The organism is Thermoanaerobaculia bacterium, from assembly GCA_018057705.1.
Lineage (GTDB): Bacteria > Acidobacteriota > Thermoanaerobaculia > Multivoradales > JAGPDF01 > JAGPDF01.
Genome location: JAGPDF010000124.1, coordinates 5,192 through 7,447 on the forward strand (window position 1 = coordinate 5,192; position 2,256 = coordinate 7,447).

Consider the following 2,256-nt stretch of genomic DNA (forward strand, 5'->3'; position numbering starts at 1 on the left):
AGCTTCTCGACGTCGGCGTGCGGCAGGCGGGGGGCCGCCATCATCGACTCGGAGAGGATCTCCTCCGACAGCGTCCCCGGCTCGACGATCCGGTAGACGCAAGGGTGCTGGGGCATCTCCGCGCCGACCCGCACCAGCATGTGCATGGCGCCACCCGGGGTGAGGCGCTCGGTGATCCGCCGCGCCACCGCGAGCCAGCGCTCACGGCTGAAGTAGTTCGGCAGATCCCAGGCGAGGACGAGGTCGAACCGCTCGCCGGCGTGGAAGGGCAGGAGATGAGGCAGGCGGCGCTCCCAGAGCGCCGGGATGGCGTCGCGCGCCTCTTCCTCGTCGACCGTGCGGTCGAAGTCGGCGATCCGCAGGCGAACGCCGAGCGGCTGGAAGAAGGCGACGTTCGCGGCCAGCGCCGGCCCCAGGTCGAGAATGGAGGCGCCGGGACGCGGCAGGTGCTCGATCGCCGACTTCAACCCCGGAGAGGGGTGATCGGCTCTCAAGTCGTCTTGCTGCCGCCGGCTGTCCCTGCCGCCGTCGCCGTTGCCGGCGTTGAGGTCGTCGAGGTCGTCGCGGTCGTCGCGGTCGGCGTCGCCAACGGGCGCGGACCCGCACCCTGCGCCGGCTTCGCGGCCGGTTCCATGTCGATGGTGCCCTTGAAGCGCGCGCCGTCTTCGATCACCACGCGCGGCGCCACGAGATCGCCGCGCACACGGGCACTCTTCTTCAGCACGAGCATCTCCTCGGCGACGAGATTGCCGTCCACCTCGCCCTCGATCGTGATCAGGCGGGCATGGACTCCGGCGGAGACCCGCCCCTTCGCCCCGATGGTCACGGCATGCTGCGGGAACTGGATACGTCCCTGCACCCGCCCCTCGATGAGCAGATCTTCCTCGCCCGAAAGCTCGCCCTGGAGATCGAGCGAAGCGCCGATCACGGCCCGCGCCGTGCTCTCGGCCGCGCGGGGAGCCGGCGGTTCGGGCTCGCTGCGCTCCGTCCGTTCGCTGCGTTCGGTGCGGACCGCCGACGGGGCGGCGGGCGTCGGTGCGGGGGTGGGCTCGTTGTCGCGCTTCCACATGGTGATGGCTCCTTTGTCTCGCTGCGTCCCGGCACAGCCGGCCCGGGCGGAAAGAGATCATTGCAGAAGATTACGCCGCGCACGGCAATGAAGAAGTGCATTCCGCGTTCGATATGCGAGGATCTGGCGGTGAGCCGCTCGTTCGATGTCGTCGTGGCAGGCGGTGGAATCGTCGGCCTCGCCACGGCGCGCGCGCTCGCCGCGGACCATCGGCTGCGCTGCCTGGTGCTCGAGGCGGAAGAGCGCCTGGCGTTTCACCAGACCGGCCACAACAGCGGCGTCGTCCACTCCGGCCTCTATTACAAACCCGGTTCGAGCAAAGCCCGGCTGTGCGCCGCGGGACGGGAGGCCCTCTTCCTCTTCGCCGAGCAGAAGGGGATCGCGCACGAGCGTTGCGGCAAGGTGGTCGTGGCCGTGGCGGAGAGTGAGCTCGCGCGGCTCGACGAGCTCGAACGCCGGGGACGCGAGAACGGCCTCGCGGGGATCGAGCGGCTCGATCCGCAGCAGCTTCGGGAGCACGAACCGCACGCCGCCGGCGTCGCCGGGCTGTTCGTGCCCGAGACCGGCATCATCGACTACGTCGCGGTGGCCGAGGCTCTCGCCGGAGAGATCCGCGCCGCGGGCGGCGAGGTGCGGACGGGCGCCGCGGTGACCGCAATCCGCCAGGCCGGCGGGACGATCGAGGTCGAGGCGCAAGGCGAGCGCTTCGCGGCCTCCTTCCTCGTCGGCTGCGCGGGTCTGGCGAGCGATCGCCTGGCGAGGCTCGGAGGGCTCGATCCGCAGGTGCGGATCATCCCTTTCCGCGGCGACTACTACGAGCTCCTGCCCGAGGCCCGGAGTCTGGTGCGCCATCTCATCTACCCGGTGCCCGATCCCGATCTGCCGTTCCTCGGCGTGCACTTCACGCGCCGCGTCGACGGCTCGATCGAGGCCGGTCCGAACGCCGTGCTCGCCTGGAAACGCGAAGGCTACACGCGGTCGAGCTTTTCGCTGCGCGATACGGCGTCGATGCTCGCCTTCCCGGGCTTCTGGCGCATGGCGCCGCACTACGCCGGCATCGGACTCGCGGAGTATCGCCGGGCCTGGAGCCGGGGACTCTTCGTGCGTTCGCTGCAGAGGCTGGTGCCGGAGATCGGTGAGCGCCACGTGCGTCCGGCCGGCTGCGGTGTGCGGGCCCAGGCGATGGA

General features: G+C 70.8%; 3 protein-coding genes. 1 reads left to right on the forward strand and 2 read right to left on the reverse strand.

Annotation, left to right across the window (positions count from 1 at the left end):
• Positions 1-494 (reverse strand): class I SAM-dependent methyltransferase (locus KBI44_20625; protein MBP9146888.1); only part of this gene is annotated, 494 nt, incomplete at its 3' end.
• The gene (locus tag KBI44_20630) at positions 491-1,069 is read right to left on the reverse strand and encodes a polymer-forming cytoskeletal protein (protein ID MBP9146889.1); all 579 of its coding nucleotides are present in this window, start codon (positions 1,067-1,069) and stop codon (positions 491-493) included. The genes KBI44_20630 and KBI44_20625, both read right to left, overlap by 4 nt.
• 129 nt (positions 1,070-1,198) lie before the next feature.
• Here KBI44_20630 and lhgO point away from each other — a divergent pair.
• The coding region (gene lhgO, locus KBI44_20635; GenBank protein MBP9146890.1) for an L-2-hydroxyglutarate oxidase at positions 1,199-2,256 on the forward strand (1,058 nt) is incomplete at its 3' end.